Annotated in this window: 16 protein-coding genes and 2 pseudogenes; 14 read left to right on the top strand and 4 right to left on the bottom strand. The window is 47.1% G+C overall.

The features are described from left to right. The first annotated feature begins 23 nt into the window (after positions 1–23). From infB to rpsO, 4 genes are all read left to right on the top strand, one after another. Entirely contained in the window at positions 24–2681 is a 2658-nt protein-coding gene (gene infB / locus CEQ32_RS10530) for a translation initiation factor IF-2 (protein WP_037415258.1), read from the top strand. Between the two features lie 62 nt (positions 2682–2743). Next, on the top strand, positions 2744–3184 hold the full coding sequence (gene rbfA / locus CEQ32_RS10525) for a 30S ribosome-binding factor RbfA (protein WP_088585990.1): 441 nt from the start codon (positions 2744–2746) through the stop codon (positions 3182–3184). Beyond that, on the top strand, positions 3184–4137 hold the full coding sequence (truB, locus tag CEQ32_RS10520; RefSeq protein ID WP_011716145.1) for a tRNA pseudouridine(55) synthase TruB: 954 nt from the start codon (positions 3184–3186) through the stop codon (positions 4135–4137). The genes rbfA and truB overlap by 1 nt, the downstream gene beginning before the upstream one ends. Before the next feature lie 126 nt (positions 4138–4263). Continuing rightward, positions 4264–4533, top strand: coding sequence for a 30S ribosomal protein S15 (gene rpsO, locus CEQ32_RS10515; RefSeq protein ID WP_011621820.1), 270 nt, complete (start codon positions 4264–4266; stop codon positions 4531–4533). Positions 4534–4618: 85 nt separating this feature from the next. Here rpsO and CEQ32_RS10510 read toward each other — a convergent pair whose 3' ends face one another. Then, positions 4619–6673 carry a putative bifunctional diguanylate cyclase/phosphodiesterase gene (locus CEQ32_RS10510; RefSeq protein ID WP_088585989.1) on the bottom strand — a complete coding sequence of 685 codons (2055 nt, stop codon included), beginning with the start codon at positions 6671–6673 and terminating at the stop codon, positions 4619–4621. A gap of 192 nt (positions 6674–6865) precedes the next feature. Between CEQ32_RS10510 and pnp the strand changes: the two genes are divergently transcribed. The 6 genes from pnp to CEQ32_RS10480 all read left to right on the top strand — a co-directional run bounded on the left by pnp (position 6866) and on the right by CEQ32_RS10480 (position 14150). Beyond that, the gene (pnp, locus tag CEQ32_RS10505; RefSeq protein WP_088585988.1) at positions 6866–8965 is read left to right on the top strand and encodes a polyribonucleotide nucleotidyltransferase; all 2100 of its coding nucleotides are present in this window, start codon (positions 6866–6868) and stop codon (positions 8963–8965) included. A gap of 191 nt (positions 8966–9156) precedes the next feature. After that, positions 9157–10059 (top strand): lipoprotein NlpI, encoded by a 903-nt coding sequence (nlpI, locus tag CEQ32_RS10500; RefSeq protein WP_011621823.1) that lies wholly within the window; start codon positions 9157–9159, stop codon positions 10057–10059. A gap of 951 nt (positions 10060–11010) precedes the next feature. Continuing rightward, entirely contained in the window at positions 11011–11331 is a 321-nt protein-coding gene (locus tag CEQ32_RS10495) for a helix-turn-helix domain-containing protein (protein ID WP_029627949.1), read from the top strand. Next, positions 11324–12538, top strand: coding sequence for a type II toxin-antitoxin system HipA family toxin (locus tag CEQ32_RS10490; RefSeq protein ID WP_088585987.1), 1215 nt, complete (start codon positions 11324–11326; stop codon positions 12536–12538). The genes CEQ32_RS10495 and CEQ32_RS10490 overlap by 8 nt, the downstream gene beginning before the upstream one ends. 76 nt (positions 12539–12614) lie before the next feature. Continuing rightward, positions 12615–13595 carry an IS5-like element ISEc68 family transposase gene (locus CEQ32_RS10485; RefSeq protein WP_000082736.1) on the top strand — a complete coding sequence of 327 codons (981 nt, stop codon included), beginning with the start codon at positions 12615–12617 and terminating at the stop codon, positions 13593–13595. 360 nt (positions 13596–13955) lie between these two features. Next, entirely contained in the window at positions 13956–14150 is a 195-nt protein-coding gene (locus CEQ32_RS10480; protein ID WP_000127614.1) for a helix-turn-helix transcriptional regulator, read from the top strand. A 16-nt stretch (positions 14151–14166) separates the two neighbouring features. Here CEQ32_RS10480 and CEQ32_RS10475 read toward each other — a convergent pair whose 3' ends face one another. Genes CEQ32_RS10475 through CEQ32_RS10465 form a run of 3 tightly spaced genes read right to left on the bottom strand, consistent with a single transcriptional unit; the run spans position 14167 to position 16656 of the window. Then, a complete protein-coding gene (locus CEQ32_RS10475) occupies positions 14167–15408 on the bottom strand; it encodes a tyrosine-type recombinase/integrase (RefSeq protein ID WP_028870222.1) in 1242 nt (413 codons plus the stop codon). A 1-nt stretch (position 15409) separates the two neighbouring features. Then, a complete protein-coding gene (locus CEQ32_RS10470) occupies positions 15410–15679 on the bottom strand; it encodes a hypothetical protein (RefSeq protein ID WP_088585986.1) in 270 nt (89 codons plus the stop codon). Between the two features lie 2 nt (positions 15680–15681). Further along, positions 15682–16656 (bottom strand): ParM/StbA family protein, encoded by a 975-nt coding sequence (locus CEQ32_RS10465; RefSeq protein WP_088585985.1) that lies wholly within the window; start codon positions 16654–16656, stop codon positions 15682–15684. Between the two features lie 464 nt (positions 16657–17120). Between CEQ32_RS10465 and mobI the strand changes: the two genes are divergently transcribed. The 4 genes and pseudogenes from mobI to CEQ32_RS10445 form a co-directional block, all read left to right on the top strand. Continuing rightward, positions 17121–17564: a conjugative transfer protein MobI(A/C) gene (gene mobI, locus CEQ32_RS10460; RefSeq protein ID WP_088585984.1), complete on the top strand. Its 444-nt coding sequence runs from the start codon at positions 17121–17123 to the stop codon at positions 17562–17564. A 37-nt stretch (positions 17565–17601) separates the two neighbouring features. After that, positions 17602–18234: pseudogene (locus CEQ32_RS10455) on the top strand (transposase); the annotation flags it as partial. Positions 18235–18417: 183 nt separating this feature from the next. After that, entirely contained in the window at positions 18418–20913 is a 2496-nt protein-coding gene (locus tag CEQ32_RS10450; RefSeq protein WP_088585983.1) for a heavy metal translocating P-type ATPase, read from the top strand. Then, positions 20907–21653, top strand: a pseudogene (locus CEQ32_RS10445) (HAD-IC family P-type ATPase); the annotation flags it as partial. The gene CEQ32_RS10450 and the pseudogene CEQ32_RS10445, both read left to right, overlap by 7 nt. Positions 21654–21659 lie beyond the last annotated feature (6 nt).

Raw genomic sequence — 21659 nt, 5'->3', positions numbered from 1 at the left:
CGATCAACAGGGGGATTTAACTGATGGCAGATACTACCGTAGAGAAATTGGCCACGGAAGTGGGTAAAAGTGTTGAACGTCTGATTGAGCAATTCTCTCAGGCCGGAATTAAGAAAGGCCACACTGATAACGTGTCTGAAGCTGAGAAGCAGCAGTTACTGGATTATCTGAAGAAGCAACATGGCGCCGATAATGCGCCGACTAAAATGACGCTGCAACGTAAAACCGTATCGACCCTGAGTGTGGCCGGTAATGGTGGTCAATCTAAAGACGTTAAAGTTGAAGTGCGTAAAACCCGTACTTTTGTTAAACGTGATGTGAGTGACGCAGTGCTTAAAGCGGAAGAAGAGGCTAAAGCCAAAGCAGAAGCCGAAGCGAAGGCCAAAGCAGAAGCTGAAGCGAAAGCGAAGGCAGAAGCCGAAGCTAAGGCTAAAGTGGAAGCAGAGGCGAAAGCGAAGGCAGAAGCTGAAGCGAAAGCAAAAGCGAAAGCAGCAGCGGAAGTGAAAGTAGCCAAAGATATGTCACCAGAAGCTGAAGCAGCTCGTTTGGAAGCTGAACGTTTAAAAGCAGTACAAGAAGCTGCTACTAAACGTAAACAAGACGAAGAAGCCGCCAAAGCGGCAGAAAAAGCGCGTTTGTTAGCAGAAGAAAACTCTAAGCGTTGGGCCGAAGAAGAGCGTCAACGTTTAGAAGCTGAGCGCTATAGCGATCACCATATCACTACCTCTAAAGTGGCTCGCGCTGCTGAAGATTCGTCGGATATGGATGAAGAAAAACGTGGCCGCCGTGCGCGTAACAAAAATACCGCCAAAACCAAACGTGGTGGTAAAGATGCTCGCGATGGTCGCGAAAAACACATGCGTAACCGCAGCACAGCGCCAGAATCAATGGCTCATGGCTTCAATAAGCCAGTTGCAGCCGTTAACCGTGATGTGCGTATCGGTGAAACAGTTACAGTGGCAGAACTTGCTCACTTAATGGCAGTTAAAGCGACTGAAATCATCAAGCAAATGATGAAGATGGGCTCAATGGTTACGATCAACCAAGTGTTAGATCAAGAAACCGCCCAGTTAGTTGCTGAAGAAATGGGCCATAAAGTGGTACTTATTCGTGAAAACGAATTAGAACAACAAGTACTTTCTGAGCGTGACGAAGAAGGCGGCGTGAAGCTTGAGCCTCGTGCACCTGTTGTAACCATTATGGGTCACGTTGACCACGGTAAAACATCGCTCCTTGACTATATCCGCCGCGCGAAAGTGGCAGCGGGTGAGGCCGGTGGTATTACTCAGCATATTGGTGCATACCATGTTGAGACCGAAAACGGCATGATCACTTTCTTAGATACCCCTGGTCACGCCGCGTTTACCGCAATGCGTGCTCGTGGTGCTAAGGCGACGGATATCGTTGTACTCGTTGTGGCTGCCGATGACGGTGTTATGCCGCAAACCATTGAAGCGATTCAACATGCTAAAGCGGGTAACGTGCCATTAATTGTTGCAGTTAACAAGATGGACAAGCCAGAAGCCGATATCGACCGCGTGAAGAGCGAATTGTCTCAGCACGGCGTGATGTCTGAAGAATGGGGCGGAGACAACATGTTTGCCTTCGTATCTGCTAAGACGGGTGAAGGCGTTGATGATTTGCTTGAGGGTATCTTACTCCAAGCTGAAGTACTTGAACTCAAAGCTGTTCGTGATGGTATGGCTGCTGGTGTGGTTATTGAGTCTCAACTGGATAAAGGTCGCGGCCCTGTAGCAACGATTCTGGTTCAAGAAGGTACACTGCGCCAAGGTGACATCGTTCTATGTGGTTTAGAGTACGGTAAAATCCGTGCGATGAAAGACGAGAACGGCCGTTCAATCACTGAAGCTGGCCCATCAATCCCTGTTGAGATTTTAGGTCTGTCAGGTGTGCCATCAGCTGGTGATGAAGCAACCGTTGTGCGTGATGAGCGTAAAGCACGTGAAGTTGCGCTGTACCGTCAAGGCAAGTTCCGTGATGTGAAATTAGCTCGTCAGCAGAAGTCTAAGCTGGAAAACATGTTCGCGAACATGACCGAAGGCGAAGTGAAAGAACTGAACATCGTTCTGAAGGCAGACGTTCAAGGTTCACTCGAAGCGATTACCGACTCCTTAATGGGTCTGTCTACCGACGAAGTGAAAGTAAACATCATCGCTCGTGGTGTAGGTGCTCTGACCGAAACCGACGCGACTTTAGCTGCGGCTTCTAACGCGATTATGGTTGGCTTTAACGTGCGTGCCGATGCGCAAGCGCGTAAGACTATCGAAAACGAAAGTGTTGACTTACGTTACTACAGCGTTATCTATAATCTGATTGATGAAGTGAAAGCGGCGATGACAGGTATGCTGTCACCTGAGTTCAAACAACAGATTATCGGTCTGGCTGAAGTTCGTGACGTGTTCAAATCACCAAAACTGGGCGCAATCGCTGGTTGTATGGTGACTGAAGGCACCATCAAGCGTAGCGCACCAATTCGCGTTCTGCGTGATAACGTGGTGATCTTCGAAGGTGAACTCGAATCATTACGTCGCTTTAAAGATGACGTTAACGAAGTTCGCAATGGCATGGAATGTGGTATCGGTGTTAAGAACTACAACGATGTCCGCGTGGGTGACCAAATCGAAGTATTCGAAACCGTCGAAGTGGCACGTACACTGTAACGATAAAGAGGGCGGCATTAGCCGCCCTTTCAATTTAATACATTAGCTATGGTAACTCTATTATGGCAAAAGAATTCAGTCGTACACGTCGCATAGCCCAGCAGTTGCAGCAAGAGCTGGCTGTTGTGTTACAACGCGACATGAAAGATCCCCGTATTGGTTTTGTAACCGTTAATGATGTCGATGTGTCCCGCGATTTAAGTTACGCCAAAGTGTTTGTGACTTTCTTCGAAGAAGACAAAGAGCTGGTGCAAGAAAAGCTCAATGCCTTGATTACCGCTGCGCCTTATATCCGTACTTTAGTGGCGGGGCGCATGAAGCTGAGAGTCATGCCTGAAATCCGTTTCGTGTATGACAGTTCATTGGTTGAAGGTATGCGTATGTCTAACCTCGTCAGCCAAGTGATCAACAGCGATAAAGCCAAGCAGCAACAGTTTGGTAGCGCCGAAGATGTGACTGAGAATGACATCGACGAAGCCGATGACATCGAAGGTAAAGCGTAATGGCGAGACGTTCGAAGGGCCGCTTTATCGACGGTATTGTGTTGTTGGACAAAGCCACTGGCATGAGTTCCAACTTTGCATTACAACGGGTAAAGCGCTTTTTTAATGCCAATAAAGCGGGACACACGGGGGCGCTCGATCCTTTGGCAACGGGCATGCTACCTGTGTGTTTAGGCGAAGCGACTAAGTTTTCGCAGCACTTGCTGGATTCGGATAAGCGTTATCTGGTTACCGCAAAACTGGGGCAACGCACTGATACCAGCGACTCTGACGGTGAAGTGGTGCAGACTCGCCCGCTCGAATTCACTGAGGCGCAGTTAATGTCTGCCTTAGAGCATTTTCGTGGCGATACCCAGCAAGTGCCCTCCATGTATTCGGCGCTGAAATACCAAGGCCAGCCTTTGTATAAGTATGCCCGCGAGGGGATTGAAGTGCCGCGCGAGGCGCGTCCAATCACTGTCTTTGAACTGAACTTCATCGGTCTAGAAGGCGATGAGCTGACCTTAGACATTCATTGTTCTAAGGGCACTTATATTCGCACTATCATTGATGATTTAGGTGAGATGCTCGGTTGTGGCGCCCACGTGATTATGCTGCGTCGTACTCAAGTCGCGCATTATCCCTACGACAAAATGGTCACCTTGGAGCAACTCGAAGCCCTAGTCGCTAAGGCGCAGGAGGAGCAGCTTGACCCTAGCAGCTTGCTGGACTCGTTGCTGCTACCTATGGATACCGCGGTTGCTGATTTTCCCGAGGTCAATGTGCCGGATGCGAGTGCAGCTTACTTAATGCAAGGTCAGGCGGTACGAGTCTCAGGACTCGTTGCAGATACATTGGTGCGCATTACGTTGGGCACTGAACGTCGTTTCGTCGGAATTGGCGAGATGAACCAAGATGGCTTACTGGCACCTAAGCGCTTAGTCGTGCTTCACGACCAAGCTAAAGCATCTTAATTGATTATCTTGGGTTATTAATCCATCGCATTTATTGCGCGCGCCAAGGATTATGGGTAGAATAGCGCGCCCTCTGGCTGAGTTAGTGATCGGCTAGAGATTCACATTTTATATTTGGAGAGACACATGTCACTAAGTACTGAAGCGAAAGCAAAGATCCTGGCTGAATTTGGCCGTGGCGCAAACGACACTGGTTCAACTGAAGTTCAAGTTGCGCTGTTAACTGCTCAAATCAACCATTTGCAAGATCACTTCAAAGAGCACATCCACGATCACCACTCACGTCGTGGTCTGTTACGCATGGTTAGCGCTCGTCGTAAGTTATTAGCTTACCTGAAGCGTACTGAAGCAGCGCGTTACAATGAGCTGATCCAAAAGTTAGGTTTACGTCGTTAATCACGCGTTTACTGACATAAAAAAGGAGGCTAAGCCTCCTTTTTTATTGCCTTAAATTCAGTATTTTACACTCTCTCTTCGGCGGTTAGGCGCCACGAAATCCATCAATATTGCTAATGGTCGCGGTTTGGTTGGCGATATACAGCGCTTCAAACTCTGCCTGTGGTAACGGCTGGCTAAAATAGAAGCCTTGACCTATTTGACATTGGTTACGCTTGAGCCAATCGAGTTGCTGCTCGTTTTCGATGCCTTCGGCCACAATCGTAAGATTCAATTGTTTACCTAACATCAAAATAGTCGATGCAATCGCGCTGTCCCCTGGTAAGTCGGACACGAAGCAACGGTCGATTTTCATAGTGGTGATTGGCAGATGGCGTAAGTAAGAGAGGGAGGAATAACCAGTACCAAAATCATCTACCGCGATACCAAATCCTGCCGATTTAAGTTGCTCTAATTTGTTGATAGCAAGTTCTATATCATTCATTAATGAGGTTTCAGTAATCTCTATTTCTAATAACTCGGGTTGAATTTGGTATCGTAGCGCCATTTGTTTGATATCAGAGACTAAGCTTGCATCGGCAAATTGTTGTGACGCGACATTAATGGCAATCGGTATCGCATAGTTATATTTCTTCTGCCAGTCGCGTAGCACGCGGCAGCTTTGCTCGATAACCCAACGTCCAATCGGAATAATAATGCCGGTTTCTTCCGCCACCGGAATAAAGGAGATTGGGCTGATTAAACGGCCATCTTTTTGCCAACGGATCAGGGCTTCACAAGCGGTGATCTTGCCAGTTTGTAAATCCAACTTGGGCTGAAAGTAGAGCAAGAATTCATTGTTTTTCAAGGCATCATGTAGCGATGCTTCGGTACGGAGTCGCACCGCAGCACGCTCAGTCATCTGTTGTTTGAAGAAGGCCCATTGATTCGATCCAGCGGCCTTTGCGCTGTACATGGCGATATCGGCATGGCGGATAAGATCTTCGGCGCTGTTGCCATCTTCTGGATAGATGGAAATCCCAATCGATGCCGCTGGGTGAATCGCATGTTCATTCAGCTGAATCGGCACGTTGAGCTGTACTAACAGTTTATCGACAAAGTCGGCAGCTTGATCGGGAGAGTGAACTGAGTCGGCTAGAATCACGAATTCATCGCCGCCTAGGCGTGATACTGACCCTTTATCGCCCACCACGCGTTCCAAAATACGGGCGATGCGGGCGAGGAATTGATCGCCAAGGGCGTGTCCGAGGGAGTCATTGATATTTTTGAAACGGTCTAAGTCAATAAACATCAACGCAAAACTGCTTTTATGAACCCGTGAGCGCTGGATAGTCACGGCAATGGTTTCGAGTAATAGGGTTCGATTGGGAAGCCCAGTTAATGGGTCCCGGGTGGCCATTTTACGCAGTTTGGATTGGGTCTGACTGAATTGAATAAGGATCTGGTTAAACTTCGATGTCACTAGACCTAATTCATCATCTTTATGGGCGTTGGACATGGGCAGCAGGTTTTCATCGGGCGAATCGGGGGAAATCTTATCAATGGCCTCGCTGATCCTCGCTATTGGCTGTGTCAAGAAGCGGTGGAATACGACAGACAGCACTAAGGTGAGTAACAGCGCGCGGGCTAAGGTGGCAAAAAAGCTGAAGCGTAACTGGCTAAAGAGGGTGTTGGTCAGTTCCTGCGTATCGTAAAAAATGGTTAGCGTGCCGATAAGCTGCTGTTTTTGCGTGCCTTCAAAGTAAAAGGGCCGATACAAGGGCCGTGAGATTTCTTTTAAGTCATCGAAGAGTTTGTTGCTAAGGCTGATAAAGGTTTGTGAGCTGGTTTTCTGATTATTACTCACTGACACAAACATGGAGCCATCATCGAGTTCGATGACTGCTGAGCCTACATGCTCAACTTTTATTGCACCTTCTAAGGTTTGTCTTGCGAGATTATCATCTAGTGCCCAAACGGCATTAGCAGAGGGTTGTTCTACCGAATCGAGTAATTCCTGTTGAGTGGTCGTGAGTTGATGTTTGGTGGACACTACCACAAGGGCAATTTCAACAATAAAAATAGCGATAGCAAAAAATAACGCAGTAAAAACGACGAGGTTAGTCTGTTTCCAAGTTAGGGATTTAAAGCGACCCGTCATTCAACACATCCTTTATTATTGTTTTCGCTATGGGGATCTTGCGACATTAAGTTACAGCATAACTCTTTGTTCGTTTACCCACTTTAGTGAAAAGATAGACCTTTGTCATCATTATCTGCTCTTTATCTATTGTGGATAATTGCAGTATACTTACGCGCGTAATTCAAGGTCATTAATTAAGGAATGGGTCACGTGAATCCAATTGTAAAGAGTTTTGAGTATGGTCAACATACAGTCACCCTGGAAACAGGTGTTATTGCACGTCAAGCAGACGCTGCCGTTTTAGCTAGCATGGGTGACACGACAGTGTTGGTCACTGTTGTTGGTAAAAAAGAAGCTGAAGCGGGCCGTGACTTCTTTCCTCTGACTGTTAACTATCAAGAAAAGACCTACGCAGCAGGTAAAATTCCTGGTGGTTTCTTTAAGCGTGAAGGCCGTCCTTCAGAAGATGAGACATTAATCGCTCGCCTGATCGACCGTCCAATTCGTCCTCTTTTCCCTAATGGCTTCACAAACGAAGTTCAAGTGATCATTACTGTTGTATCTGTCGATCCACAAATCGAGCCGGATATTATTTCAATGATCGGTACTTCGGCTGCGCTTGCTATTTCGGGTATCCCATTCAGCGGTCCATTAGGTGCAGCGCGCGTGGGTTACATCAATGGCGAATACGTACTGAACCCAACAGTGACTCAGTTAGAAAGCAGCCAACTGAACCTGGTTGTTGCCGGTACTGAGAGCGCGGTATTGATGGTTGAGTCAGAAGCTCAAGCATTACCAGAAGAAGTGATGTTAGGCTCAGTGGTTTATGGCCATGATCAACAACAAGTGGTTATCAAAGCGATTGCTGAATTCAAAGCAGAAGCGGGTAAACCTGCTTGGAATTGGACTGCACCAGTTGCCAATGAAGCCTTAGTTGCTCAAGTTAAAGAATTAGCTGAAGACGGTTTAGCGCAAGCGTATCAAATTCAAGTTAAACAAGATCGTTATGCTCAAGTTGCTGTGGTTAAAGCCGCTGCTAAAGAAGCACTGTTGGCTGCAAACCCAGACGTAGATTTACGTGAAGTTGACGGTCTGCTCGGTAGCTTAGAGAAGAAAGTGGTTCGTGGTCGCATCATCCGTGGTGAGCCGCGCATCGACGGTCGTGAGCCAGACATGGTTCGTGCACTCAGCGTATTAGCAGGCGTATTACCACGTACTCACGGTAGTGCATTGTTTACCCGTGGCGAAACTCAAGCACTGGTAACTTGTACTCTAGGTACTGAGCGTGACGCACAGAAGATTGATAGCATCATGGGCGAGCGTACTAACCGCTTTATGCTGCACTACAACTTCCCTCCTTACTCTGTGGGTGAGACAGGTATGGTGGGTTCACCTAAGCGTCGCGAAATCGGTCATGGTAAATTAGCGTGGCGCGGTATCAACGCAGTCATGCCAACGGCTGAAGAATTCCCATACAGCGTTCGCGTGGTTTCTGAAATCACTGAATCTAACGGTTCAAGCTCTATGGCATCAGTTTGTGGTACGTCTCTTGCGCTGATGGATGCGGGTGTACCAATCAAGACTTCTGTAGCGGGTATCGCTATGGGTCTAGTAAAAGAAGGCGACAACTTCGTTGTTCTGTCTGACATCTTAGGTGATGAAGACCACTTAGGTGACATGGACTTCAAAGTAGCCGGTACTCGTGACGGTGTGACTGCACTGCAGATGGACATCAAGATCGAAGGTATCACCAAAGAAATCATGGAAATTGCACTGCAACAAGCCTACGGCGCACGTGTACATATCCTGAACGTGATGGACCAAGCGATTGGTTCACACCGTGATGATATCTCTGACCACGCTCCACGTATCACAACTATCAAGATCAACCCAGAGAAGATCCGTGATGTTATCGGTAAAGGCGGCGCGGTTATTCGTGCGCTGACCGAAGAAACCGGCACCACTATCGAACTGGAAGATGACGGTACAGTAAGAATTGCTTCTTCTAATGGCGAAGCCACCAAAGAAGCTATTCGTCGTATCGAAGAAATCACTTCAGAAGTTGAAGTGGGTCGTATCTACAACGGTAAAGTTATCCGTATCGTAGACTTCGGTGCCTTCGTTAACATTCTGCCTGGCAAAGATGGTTTAGTACACATTTCGCAAATCAGCGATGAGCGTGTTGCTAACGTCTCTGACCACCTTGAACTGAACCAAGAAGTTACCGTTAAGGTAATGGAAGTGGATCGTCAAGGTCGTGTAAGACTGTCAATCAAAGAAGCACAGACTAAAGAAGCCGCTGCTGAATAATCGTCTTTACTGACATTATCGGCGTCAGTTTCGACATGACGTGACTAAAAGGAGATCAATTGATCTCCTTTTTGTTTGTTTAGGTTTAATAAAATTGCGTTTAATGCTATTCCTCAATAGCAGTCCTGAAGTGGGATTGCTATCATGAACATTCTTCTGCGTGAGTTGGGAATCTAAAAAGGTAGAAATGGATGAGTCTTAAAATTAGAACCGCTGTTGTTGCTGTGCTGGCGGGTGCCAGCTTGATGTTGGCTGGATGTGCGACCACTAAGTCTCCCTTAGACAACCAAAATGACGTTGAAGGCAAGTTAGTCATCGCCCCCGTGATGCCAGACTATAAAGTTGAAGTCACCCTTGCCAAGCTGAATGAAATATTATCGGCGGTTGAGCTAACCAACGAGCAGCGCGCACGTTTTCATTACGACCGTGGCGTGATTTACGACAGCGTTGGTTTACGCTTAATGGCGCGTATCGATTTTATGCAGGCGCTTAAACTGCAACCCGACTTAGCCGATGCCTATAATTTCCTTGGTATTTATTACACCCAAGAGGGTGAATACGATAGCGCTTATGAGGCGTTTGATGGGGTATTAGAGCTGTCGCCAAACTATGATTATGCCTATTTGAATCGCGGCATTGCGCTTTATTATGGTGATCGGAACGATCTCGCCTTAAAAGATATGCAGGCGTTTTATGCCGGCGATAATAAAGACGGTTACCGCGCCCTGTGGTTATATCTCATCCAGTCAAAGGATAACGCTGAGGAAGCTAAACGTCAGTTACAGGAGCACCGCAAGGGACTGGAAGCCGATGCCTGGTCAACCGTAATTGTTGATTATTACCTCGGTGCTAAGAGCCGCGAGCAGGTTTTTGCTGACGCCAAGTTAGGCCTGACCCACCCCAAAGAATATGCTGAGCGTTTGTGTGAAGCGTATTTCTACCTCGCGAAAATCGAAATCGCCAAGAATCAATACCAAGAGGCGGCGAATTATTTCCGTCTTGCCCTCGCGACCAATATCTATGACTTTGTTGAGCACAGATACGCGCGAATTGAGTTAGCCAAAGTTAAAGGTTTGCTCGAAGGCACAAAATAAGCCATATCGCCCGAGACACATCTTGGGCTTTACCTAGCCAAGTACGCACTGAGGCGCTATAATTTGCGCCTTTTTTAGCGATACGAGTGCATAGGTTAAATGTCAGACAATAAAGTAGAGGTCGATAAACGTCGCACCTTCGCGATTATATCGCACCCTGATGCCGTCCAGCCTTTCAACGCTTAAAATCACCTTTCATTGCACACCACAATCACATCTCTACGTACTGAATTTAAAGGCTTTTTGTCTTTTTCTCGTTTCTTTGCTTTTCAATGATGTTCAAGCGTAACCTCGGAAAGTGTGTACAAACTTGAGTACAAATTCCGTTTTAGAGGCCTTTTGCGAAAATTCCATGACACAAACCTGGCTGTAGGCCTTGTGGTTACTGGGTTTGGCGTAAAAAGTACTACCGTTAAAAAGAGTCTCTTTTTTTGGTAAATGTTTTCTTCTGTACCAAATTACAAAATTTAATGAGGGAGTTTATTGTTGGTGTGATTTTTGCTTTAGTATTTGTTTTTGAAGATGCTTGAAGCGAACCAATACGGTTATTTCTAATTGAGATATCAGACTTACCTTCAAATTTAGTTGCTGTTTACACCATCATTTTGCACTTGTTTTTCGACTTGTGTGTACAAAATTTCCTGTAACTGTGTACAAACTTCCTCTTTGTTGCACTTATCTTCTGGCGATTTGACGCGAGTTCTTCTGTAGCCCTTGCTGTATAAGGGCTGAGCTACAAAAGTACTTAGGGAGTTTGATGCGTCAGTTGGCGATTATCAGCGAGAGTATCGCTCTTTTGTCGATGACAAAAATCTCCTTCTACTTATATGTAATTATGTATCTGGTCATGGCTTTTGATATGTAATGGCTAATCAAATTTGTGTTCTTTGAGTTACTGTGATATGTTTTTGTATATAATTATTCTTAATTGATGCATTAAGGCGTATCGAAATGAGCTATGTAACAGAGCAGATACTAGAAAGTCTTCGAGAAGCTCGGGTACGAAAGGGGTTTAGCCAGAGAGAGTTAAGTGCTCGTTCGGGTGTGCCTCAAAGCCATATTTCGAAAATCGAGTCTGGCAGTGTTGATTTAAGAATATCCAGTTTGATTGCACTTGCCCGTGTACTAGACCTAGAGCTATTGGTTGTGCCTAAAAAGTCTGTACCTGCCATCAAGTCGATCATTCGAAGTGGCCAAGGTATTAACGGCATCAGCGATGAGGGTGAGTCAATGTCGCCCGCGTATCAGTTAGAGGAAGACGACGATGACTAACCATGTCTCTACGCTCAACGTGTTGCTGTACGGTGAACCCATTGCCACTATCACCAACGTGGGCAATGACAGAACGCTTTTTGCCTTTATGGATTCGTACATTCATGACGAATCGCGTCCTGTGTTAGGACTTGGCTTTAAAGATTCGCTAGGTGGCCTGCTGACTAGCTTCAAACCGACCCAAACTAAGTTAACCCCGTTTTTCTCCAACCTTTTGCCAGAAGAAACCATGCGAAATTACCTGGCAGAGCGTGCCGGTGTGAACCCCGCGCGGGAATTTTTTCTATTGTGGGTGCTAGGGCAGGATTTAGCTGGCGCGATCACGGTTGAACCGGCGGATGGTGAAGCGCTGCCGCCTAATGTGCATCAAGGCATTGACGATGAAGCGAAAATTGAAGCGCCGATGCGCTTCTCATTGGCGGGTGTGCAGTTGAAGTTTTCAGCTGTGCAACAGGCTAACGGCGGCTTGACCATTCCAGCAACTGGTAAAGGTGGCTCTTGGATTGTGAAGTTGCCGTCATCTCGATTTGACGCTGTGCCAGAAAATGAATATTCGATGATGGAACTGGCTCGATTGCTGGGGATGGATGTACCAGAGACTCAGCTACTTCCCATTAACCAGATTGCTAATATTCCAGCAGGCATTGGCAAATATGGTGACAGTGCGTTTGTGATCAAGCGTTTTGACCGTGCAGATGGTCAAGATGTTCACATTGAGGACTTTGCGCAAGTGTTTGGCGTTTATCCTCAAGATAAGTACAAAAAAGCCAGTATGCGCAATATTGCTCAGGTTATCGGCATTGAAGGTAAAGACGAAGACATTGCTGAATTTACTCGCCGATTGGTGTTCAATACCCTAATTGGCAATGCTGATATGCATTTGAAGAATTGGTCTGTGATTTACAAAGATAAGCGCACTGCGTCTATTGCACCTGTTTATGACTTTGTTTCAACCATTCCTTATATCCCCGATGATAGTGCATCGCTGAAGGTGAGCCGTAGCAAGAAATTCAGCGATTTCACGCTGGATGAGCTATCACACTTAGCGGCTAAAGCCATGTTGCCTGAAAAATTGGTGTTAGATACTGCAAAGCAAACTGTAGCTGGCTTCCATGAGGTATGGGCAAAAGAAAAAGCGCATTTACCCCTCACTAGGTCAGTGATTGAAGCCATCGAAATGCACTTACGAAGTATACCGCTACGCTGAATTCCTAGGGAAGGTGCGAATAAGTCCGAGATGTGAGATCATCGTGTTGTAACCTGAACCCAGAATGAGTAACCGGATGAGCCAGCAACTGACTTTTGCCGACAGTGAGTTTTCCAGTAAACGCCGCCAGACCCGCAAAGAAGTTTTCCTTGGCAGAATGGATGACTTGCTTCCCTGGGACAAATTACTTGGCGTTATCGAGCCTGTGTATCCCAAGGCCGGTAATGGTCGCAGGCCCTATCCGCTGGAAACCATGCTGCGTATTCACTGCATGCAGCAATGGTACAACCTGAGCGATGAGGCCATGGAAGATGCCCTCTATGAAATCGCCTCCATGCGCCAATTTGCTCGCCTGTCACTGGATAAAGCCATTCCAGACCGCACTACCATCATGAATTTCCGGCATTTGCTGGAGCAGCATGAACTGGCCCGCAAAATCTTCAGTACCGTTAATCACTGGCTAGCAGAGTGTGGCGTTCTAATGACCCAGGGCACCTTGGTGGATGCCACCATCATTCAAGCCCCCAGCTCTACCAAAAACAAACACAACAGCCGTGATGAAGACATGCACCAGACCAAGAAAGGTAACCAGTGGTACTTCGGCATGAAAGCGCACATTGGCGTGGACGCCAAAAGTGGCCTGACCCACAGTCTGGTGACCACGGCGGCTAACGAGCACGACCTCAATCAGGTTGGCAAGTTACTGCATGGCGATGAAGAATTTATCTCAGCCGATGCTGGTTATCAGGGGGCCGAAAAGCGCGATGAGCTCAGCGATGTCAGCGCAGACTGGCTTATCGCCAAGCGTCCCGGCAAAGTGAATGCATTGAAGCAACACCCGCGCAAGAACAAGCTGGCCATCCGTTACGAATACCTGAAAGCGAGTATCCGAGCGAAGGTTGAGCATCCATTTCGGATAGTAAAATGTCAGTTTGGTTTCGTCAAAGCCAGGTACAAGGGGCTGGCTAAAAATGACAGTCAACTGGCGATGTTATTCACCCTGGCGAACCTGGTTCGAGTTGACCAATTGATACGGGCACAGGCGAGATCTACCTGAAATGAGGAAATTGGCCTGAAACAGGGCCAAAATCAGCCACGAAGAGACGATTTCGGGCTGAAAATTGGAAAATTGAGCCACAGGACGTCGATAAAGGACGGTTTGGGGCGTCATATCGGGAGCTGCGGACCACTTAATCGCAGCTTCCCTAGTAGCTAGAGCGTGCATACCGATAAAGATGGTTTAACTTAATGCGATTTTACGGCGCTTTTCGCCGTAAACTGGAAATTTGGTAAACTGCACAATGATACCGGTGTCATGATAAGGCTGATCTTCTGAACAAATCATGCATCTTTCTGACCATCAACAAGTGATGAATCAGGCGATGATAGCTTTACATTGATTTTCAGGAGAATGCAGATGACAGCAGTAGCGCACCAGGTAACCCCTTTTTTAACGTCTTACGAAGTGATGGCTCGTTACCACATTAGCTATACGACGCTCTGGCGAAGAATAAAAGATGGCAGCTTGCCGCAACCTCGCATCAACCGAAATACACGAAACAAGCTGTGGCACATTGAAGACTTGGAGGAGTATGAGAAGAAAGAGGACTGAGCCTCTTTCTTTTATTTTACTGTCCGAAACGCCAGTTGAATGGAAAGCCTGTCGGCTCGATGATGGTTTCTAGCTGTTGATACCAAACGTCGTAAGCATGACGCATTTCATCCAGGTACTGATATTGGTTGTAGATAGCATCCAACCCTTTTTTGCTGTGGCCAATCATCAACTCGGCAACTTCTTGCGTGGTGATGGCTGACATTCGCGTTCGCATCGTTCTGCGAAGATCATGCATAGACCAATGTTCCATCTCAACACCAAGCGATCTGCGAGCCCAGATTTTCACATTATTAGGAATAGTGGTATCAAAGCCATTTGTGGCAAGCTCTTCTTGTCCGTTCGCGGGAAACAAGTAGGTTGATTTGCTCATCTGCATCGCCAGTTCAATCAGCTCAATAGCTGGCTTAATCAATGGCCGCATGATCGGCGCTCCAATTTTCTCACCTTGTTTGCGGATCTCTATGGGCACTGTCCACATTGCAGATTGCAAGTCAAAGTGATGCTTTTCAGCTTGAATGAGTTCTCCCTTACGGCCTCCCAATAACAGAAGCAATTTTATGTAGATGCGATTCTTCTCAGTGATTTTTGACTCATGCAAATAGCGCCAAAGTATCCTGATCTCGTTGTCATTTAGCACCCGAGTTCGTTTGCCTTTCTTACCGCCAACCTTTTTTGCTGTGATCCCAGCGGCAGCGTTAATTTCCAAAATTTGTTCATCAATCAGCCAGTCATAAAACTTGTGCAGCACAGACACCAGACGTTCTGTGTTTGAAGGGGACGACTCCGAAACCTCACGAAGACAGTTTCGCAAGGACAATTCATTGATGTCAGTTAATGGGTACTTGCCAAGTCGGGGCAGCAAATATATTTCACTGCTGCGTTTTTGGTAGTGCCACGTTTTCTCCTTTAGCCCTTGCTTACCGGCAGAGTCTATCCAGTCTCGAAAAATCGATTCGAAGCTTTGATTGGCAGAATACTTGGCCCGTTCCTGCTGTAGGTAGAGCTTGGGGTTTCTGCCCTGGTCGAGTACCGCCCTTAACCTATCCAGCTCATTCCTAGCTTCAGCAAGCTTCATAAGTGGGTAAGTACCAATGTCTACCCGCTGTTGCTTGCCATCGAAACGATAACGAAACTGAAAAACAATTTTGCCCTTGGGCGATACCCGAGCACTTAGCCCATCTCGGTCGGCTTTTACTACGGTTTCTTTTGCTTCTTTATTTAACCTGGCATCGAGCCAGCTAACTGATAACGCCATGTTATAAGCCCAGCCCTAGTTTTGATTTTAATGATTGTTTACGTGATTCTGCTTTGGGTTCTGGCGCTGTACTCATAGAAGTAACTTCACCATCTGGTGCAAGGCCATCCACCGGTACAGATGTAGTGGATGGATTGGGTTGGCTCATGTGAATTAACCCAAAGGTGGCCAGCATCCGCAGACGCTCAGCGCGTTCCCGTGGCGGCGTCTTTTCTAATTCTTTGAGCAGTTCAGGGTGGCTCCCTGGGGGAATGTTGACGACAACTCTCATAATCAGGCCCCATAAAACCAGAAGCCTCGGACGTTCGCCAAAACAGACTGTTCCGGCACGATGATCTTGCTTCGTGAAAAAATCTCCTTGGCCGCTTCCTTATACGCCAAGGCTCCACCTCCGGCGATCAATACCAAGTCCGCATTGATGCTTTCGTCACGCATGGATTGGCGCATGGCTGTAAGAGCAACAGGCGCTACCTTTTTCATGGCAGCATTCAGATAGGGTGAAATATCGACTTTTTCTCCAAATAGCAGCACCTGCAAGTCGCCGGTTCTCATGGCTTTTTCAAGTCGATCCATACCTACTTTGGCACCGTGATCTTCTGAAATTAGCTTATCAATGGTTTCCAGTAGCACGGACATTGCCTGAAGACTGGTTCCTGATGAGCTGTAGCGAATTTCTCCGGCCTCAAGGGCAACCCAGTCAACAGAAAAGAAGCCGGGATCGATTACGACGACACGACCTTCTTCAATCAAGCCCAGATCACCACCCGTTTGAACCAGATCCATATAGGCACCGGCAGGCTGCGGCAGCACTTTGACGTCATGAACGGTGATGCTGCGCTTTGGTGTCACTTGATGGACACCTTTTAAACGCTGCACAAGGCCAGACTTGCGTTGTGGTTCATGAAACTGGGAAACCGGTAATCCAGTGACAACCAAATCGATGGATTCTGTTTCAGCCATTAACAAGGCGGCATGAAAAAGCGCCTTATAGGTTTTTGTGGTCGGATATTCCGGGTGGAGCTCTCGTTCCCAGCCTTGAAGGCGTCCAGCAGGCACACCAGCGGCCCAACGCTCATTATCGACAAACACATACAAACAAGTTTCATCATCGCCTCCACCGATACGCTCCGGCATACGATCCGCAGGACCGGCACCCGCAGGCAGAATAATGGTTTTCGGTTCACTGCCTGATTGGCCAATTGCCAGCTTCAGGTTTGAGTAACCGATATCTACGCCTAGTACAAACATACTTATCTCCTGTGCACTCAAAGTGCTCTAACGGTTTTCAATCAACCGCACTGGTCACGCTTGGGCTTTTCCAAGTGCTCTGGCGGTTCACTCAAATGTCATTATCAGGATTCGGCGCACTGGCGGTGGGCAGAAAGGTGACAAATCCTTTCATCTATCTGCCTATTGCATTTTCGCAAAAGTATGAGAATAGGCTCTGTTTGGCGGCGGATAACCTAGCCAAAAAAATCGAGACGCCAAACGTTGTTTGCATTCTGGCCTGAACTTGCCAAACGGTTTGTATTTTCATGGCAATACGTCTTTTTAGGCGTTTTTAAGTGAAATCGGCCTGTATCCCTTGTCAGGTATGGGATTGCGCGAGTTGATTTATATCGAGACGCCAAACAGTGATTGTTACGGCAGTTTTACGTTTGGCGTTTCGATCCAAAAGCCAAACGGATAGTGGTTTTGGCTTTTGGGGTTAATTGGATGGGGAAATTGGTTTGGTAGAAATCGTCAATGAACAATGGAAAGCAGAGGTATCAGATTTACTTCAGCAAGAAACGGACAGGCTAAAAGCACTGGCACGAACTGAAGTTGATGACTTTTGGGTTACCCATTACAAGGTTCGCGAGAATGCGCCCTTTAAAGATTGGGGGCTGCTTGGTGTCCGTATCAGAGACTTTAAGTATGGCTTTGGCATTGAGTGGTACATCAACAGTTTTCACGGTCAACGAGGCAAACGCGTGGTCTTTAGCAAGGGGCTGCGTATTTCAAAGACGAAGCTGAGATACGCATTTTTGGACTGCCAAGGTTTGGCCAAAGAATGGGAGCTAGCGCTGGCCATGGAGAAAGAAGAATTCTTCAGTGATATTCGACGCCAGGTTGATAAGCTCAACATGTTGCGTCGCAAAGTGAATGCCTATTGAGTTAACTGCGCTATTTCACTCGCGGTAACTGGTCTGTTTGTTGCCTGCTAAGAAAGGGGTTAAATACATCCTTCTGGACGATGAGGAGAGCGACGACATGTTGGTAGAAATGAACGTCTCACCACAGGCACGCAAGAAAAATCCTAACCTACCTGAAAAATGGCAAGTCAGAGCCGTTACATATCAAGTACAAGGTAAGCACAAAACCGTGTTTACGTCTTTGCCGAGGGAAGAGTACGACGGAGAATTGGTCGCTGAGCTTTACCATGAGAGATGGTAAATTGAGTTGGGGTATCGAGACATAAAAAGTTCGATGCAACACAACGCTTTAGTACTGAGGAGTAAGACGGTGGAGCTTGTCTATCAAGAACTATGGGGGGCTTTTACTTGGTTATAACTTGGTGAGACGAGAGGCCAGTCAAGCGACAGTAGAGCATGGTCGAATGCCCAATGAAATCAGTTTTAAGTACGCTTGTCAGTTTATCGCGAGTCAACAAAGGTCATGTGCAAAGAGGTGTCTCCCGGTAATACGGCAAAGCGTCTAAAAAGTCTGCGAGGAGACTTATCCATCCTTTTTATAGACAAACGCCCTAAGCCAAATAGGCCTAGGGCGGTAAAAATATCAAAGACCCGATATCCAGTTAATCGCAAGGCAGCTCCGCTTAAGTGAACTACATTGCAGCAAAAAGCTGGGTTTTATCGATACTCTGACACATGAACATGTGTTCATGTAAAGGATTTTATGACGATTTCTTCCACGGTATCGGCATGTTCAAAATAATGCGCTTGACCTTCCCACGATGGTAAGCCTTAAGGTTGTTCTTTATCTGAACATAACGATGAGAAATACATCATGAGCATTCAAAAAAAACAGCATTCTAATGATGGTGAAACTCAAGTCAGTTTGCCCATTGAGGGAATGACTTGTGCAAGCTGCGTTGGACGAGTTGAAGCCGCTCTGGCTAAGGTTGAAGGTGTACAAAGCGTAAGCGTTAACCTTGCAACTGAGCGTGCAGATATCCGCCTAAATACATTAGTTAATCGTATGGCGTTGGTTGAAGCAGTTGAAAAGGTCGGCTATGAGGTTCCCCAAGCTTCTGTAGAGTTATCAGTTCAGGGCATGACATGTGCATCATGCGTAGGGCGTGTCGAAAAGTCGCTCCGAGCGGTTAAAGGTGTAAAAGAAGCCACTGTTAATTTAGCGACTGAAAGAGCCACTGTTCGTGGAACCGCTGGAGCTGATGACCTCATAACTGCTATCGAAAAAATCGGTTATGAAGCCAGCCTGGTTGATAACCAAAGCCAGAATAATGATGATACTGCAGAAAAAAAAGATATTGAAAAGGCTGCGTTGAAGAAAGATTTATTTTTGGCGACTGTACTTGCGTTACCAGTATTTATTCTGGAAATGGGGTCGCATGTGATACCGGGAATGCATCAATGGATAATGGATACCATTGGGCTCCAGGAAAGCTGGTATCTCCAGTTTGTGTTAACATTGCTGGTGCTGGCTATTCCGGGACGGCGCTTTTACGTGAAAGGTTTTCCCGCGTTATTAAGACTTGGCCCAGACATGAACTCTCTCGTCTCCGTCGGGACTCTCGCTGCATTCGGTTATTCAATGGTTGCGACCTTTGCTCCGGGTCTTCTGCCTCAAGGTACCGTCAATGTGTATTACGAAGCAGCTGCGGTAATCGTCGCTCTTATTCTTTTAGGACGATTCATGGAGGCGCGGGCTAAAGGTCGAACGTCTGAGGCTATCAAGCGTTTGGTTGGATTGCAGGCCAAAGAGGCGCATGTGCTGCGTAACGGTATTGTCATCGATATTCCCATCAGCGATGTAGCCCTTGATGACATTGTCGAAGTTCGACCAGGTGAGCGGGTACCGGTTGATGGTGAGGTGAGCGAAGGAACAAGTTTTGTCGATGAATCGATGATAACGGGGGAGCCTATCCCCGTCGAGAAAGTTCCCGGAAGCTTAATGGTTGGCGGGACTGTTAACCAGAAAGGAGCATTGAGGTTGCGTGCAACAGCCGTTGGTGGTCAGACGATGCTGTCACAAATAATCAGAATGGTAGAGCAAGCCCAGGGCTCTAAACTACCCATACAAGCTGTGGTCGATAAGGTGACATTATGGTTTGTTCCTGTGGTGATGCTGGCAGCGTTGTTAACTTTCCTTGCCTGGTTAACATTTGGGCCATCACCGGCCCTGTCTTTCGCACTGGTTAATGCCGTGGCTGTGTTGATCATTGCCTGCCCATGTGCAATGGGATTGGCTACCCCAACCTCTATCATGGTAGGTACTGGCCGTGGTGCAGAAATGGGGATCTTGTTCCGTAAGGGAGAAGCTCTGCAGTTGCTTAAAGATGCCAAGGTCGTTGCTGTAGACAAAACTGGCACTTTGACTGAGGGACGCCCAGTAATGACAGATCTGGAGTTGGCTGAAGGGTTTGAGCTTGACTTAGTATTAGCAAAAGTTGCCGCTGTTGAATCACGTTCGGAACATCCTATTGCCCGCGCTATCGTTGAGGCCGCTCTAGGAAAAGAGATATCACTGCCGGTGTTGACTGAGTTTGATTCAATTACTGGGATGGGCGTCAGGGCTACCGTAGACGGAGAGCGCGTAGAGATTGGGGCTGATCGATTTATGCGTGAGTTAGGCTTGGACATCGAATATTTTTCAAAGACTGCGATACGCCTTGGAAACGAAGGGAAATCTCCACTCTATGTTGCTATCGATGGACGTCTGGCAGCCATTATCGCAGTCGCTGACCCTATTAAATCAAGTACGCCGATTGCCATAAATGCATTGCACCAACTGGGGCTCAAAGTCGCAATGATTACAGGTGACAATGCCAATACAGCAAATGCGATAGCGAGACAGCTGGGTATTGATGAAGTGGTTGCCGAAGTGTTGCCAGAAGGGAAAGTTGAAGCAGTTCGTCGGTTGAAGGAGTCTTACGGTAAGGTCGCTTATGTTGGTGATGGCATTAATGATGCCCCAGCTTTAGCTGTGGCAGATATTGGGCTTGCAATTGGTACAGGTACCGATATAGCGGTGGAATCTGCTGATGTTGTCTTAATGTCCGGCAACCTACAGGGTGTGCCTAATGCTATTGGATTGTCTAAGGCAACAATAGGTAACATCAGGCAAAATCTTTTTTGGGCGTTTGGATATAATGCCGCATTGATCCCTGTAGCAGCAGGCTTGCTGTACCCTGCCTATGGATTGCTGCTTTCGCCAATCTTTGCTGCAGGCGCGATGGCGCTATCCAGTGTATTTGTTCTGGGCAACGCACTTCGTTTGCGTCGGTTCCAGACTCCGCTGGCAGAAGACTCTGAGCACTAGTAGACGGAGAGCGCGTAGAGATTGGGGCTGATCGATTTATGCGTGAGTTAGGCTTGGACATCGAATATTTTTCAAAGACTGCGATACGCCTTGGAAACGAAGGGAAATCTCCACTCTATGTTGCTATCGATGGACGTCTGGCAGCCATTATCGCAGTCGCTGACCCTATTAAATCAAGTACGCCGATTGCCATAAATGCATTGCACCAACTGGGGCTCAAAGTCGCAATGATTACAGGTGACAATGCCAATACAGCAAATGCGATAGCGAGACAGCTGGGTATTGATGAAGTGGTTGCCGAAGTGTTGCCAGAAGGGAAAGTTGAAGCAGTTCGTCGGTTGAAGGAGTCTTACGGTAAGGTCGCTTATGTTGGTGATGGCATTAATGATGCCCCAGCTTTAGCTGTGGCAGATATTGGGCTTGCAATTGGTACAGGTACCGATATAGCGGTGGAATCTGCTGATGTTGTCTTAATGTCCGGCAACCTACAGGGTGTGCCTAATGCTATTGGATTGTCTAAGGCAACAATAGGTAACATCAGGCAAAATCTTTTTTGGGCGTTTGGATATAATGCCGCATTGATCCCTGTAGCAGCAGGCTTGCTGTACCCTGCCTATGGATTGCTGCTTTCGCCAATCTTTGCTGCAGGCGCGATGGCGCTATCCAGTGTATTTGTTCTGGGCAACGCACTTCGTTTGCGTCGGTTCCAGACTCCGCTGGCAGAAGACTCTGAGCACTAAGATAAA

It is taken from the genome of Shewanella sp. FDAARGOS_354 (assembly GCF_002209245.2).
Lineage (GTDB): Bacteria > Pseudomonadota > Gammaproteobacteria > Enterobacterales > Shewanellaceae > Shewanella > Shewanella xiamenensis.
This window is presented reverse-complemented; position numbering and strand designations above follow the sequence as displayed.

What these genes read in the sequence shown, in the direction of transcription:
- CEQ32_RS10490 (WP_088585987.1), top strand. Translation starts at nt 11,324, where the DNA reads ATGACTAACCATGTCTCTACGCTCAACGTGTTGCTGTACGGTGAACCC.
- CEQ32_RS10475 (WP_028870222.1), bottom strand. Translation starts at nt 15,408, where the DNA reads ATGGCGTTATCAGTTAGCTGGCTCGATGCCAGGTTAAATAAAGAAGCA.
- rbfA (WP_088585990.1), top strand. Translation starts at nt 2,744, where the DNA reads ATGGCAAAAGAATTCAGTCGTACACGTCGCATAGCCCAGCAGTTGCAG.
- nlpI (WP_011621823.1), top strand. Translation starts at nt 9,157, where the DNA reads ATGAGTCTTAAAATTAGAACCGCTGTTGTTGCTGTGCTGGCGGGTGCC.
- CEQ32_RS10485 (WP_000082736.1), top strand. Translation starts at nt 12,615, where the DNA reads ATGAGCCAGCAACTGACTTTTGCCGACAGTGAGTTTTCCAGTAAACGC.
- CEQ32_RS10480 (WP_000127614.1), top strand. Translation starts at nt 13,956, where the DNA reads ATGACAGCAGTAGCGCACCAGGTAACCCCTTTTTTAACGTCTTACGAA.
- rpsO (WP_011621820.1), top strand. Translation starts at nt 4,264, where the DNA reads ATGTCACTAAGTACTGAAGCGAAAGCAAAGATCCTGGCTGAATTTGGC.
- CEQ32_RS10510 (WP_088585989.1), bottom strand. Translation starts at nt 6,673, where the DNA reads ATGACGGGTCGCTTTAAATCCCTAACTTGGAAACAGACTAACCTCGTC.
- CEQ32_RS10465 (WP_088585985.1), bottom strand. Translation starts at nt 16,656, where the DNA reads ATGTTTGTACTAGGCGTAGATATCGGTTACTCAAACCTGAAGCTGGCA.
- infB (WP_037415258.1), top strand. Translation starts at nt 24, where the DNA reads ATGGCAGATACTACCGTAGAGAAATTGGCCACGGAAGTGGGTAAAAGT.
- CEQ32_RS10470 (WP_088585986.1), bottom strand. Translation starts at nt 15,679, where the DNA reads ATGAGAGTTGTCGTCAACATTCCCCCAGGGAGCCACCCTGAACTGCTC.
- CEQ32_RS10450 (WP_088585983.1), top strand. Translation starts at nt 18,418, where the DNA reads ATGAGCATTCAAAAAAAACAGCATTCTAATGATGGTGAAACTCAAGTC.
- truB (WP_011716145.1), top strand. Translation starts at nt 3,184, where the DNA reads ATGGCGAGACGTTCGAAGGGCCGCTTTATCGACGGTATTGTGTTGTTG.
- CEQ32_RS10495 (WP_029627949.1), top strand. Translation starts at nt 11,011, where the DNA reads ATGAGCTATGTAACAGAGCAGATACTAGAAAGTCTTCGAGAAGCTCGG.